Origin of the sequence: Corynebacterium sp. UMB4614 (assembly GCF_030217065.1) — a bacterium.
In the GTDB taxonomy this organism is placed as follows: Bacteria; Actinomycetota; Actinomycetes; order Mycobacteriales; family Mycobacteriaceae; genus Corynebacterium.
Genome location: NZ_JASONC010000102.1, coordinates 1 through 257, shown reverse-complemented (window position 1 = coordinate 257; position 257 = coordinate 1). Strand labels below are relative to the sequence as shown.

The window sequence follows — 257 nt, the reverse complement described above, 5'->3', positions numbered from 1 at the left end:
GACGTACCACTCACTGAGACGTGGGGTCCTACTCCCGCTGACGGCGGTCAGCCCACGTGGGGTGATATCGAGCCTGAGCGCAAGATCGCGGCGCGCAACCTTCTGGCGATGTTGCTGGATGACTACGTTAACGGTTACTTTGATGCCGCCGTTGAGAAGGAATCGATGCTCGGAATCCTTCTCAGTATCACCACGAACCATCAGCGCGAGTGGGTCAGTGGCTACATGTCGAGTTCCCAATTCAAACAGCGCTTTGA

The 257-nt window shown here is 56.4% G+C and carries 1 protein-coding gene; it reads left to right on the top strand.

What is annotated here, in order from left to right; all coding sequences use genetic code 11:
• Nucleotides 1–257, top strand: a 257-nt coding sequence (locus tag QP413_RS10070) for a hypothetical protein (RefSeq protein WP_284781619.1), incomplete at both ends; no start/stop codon positions are given.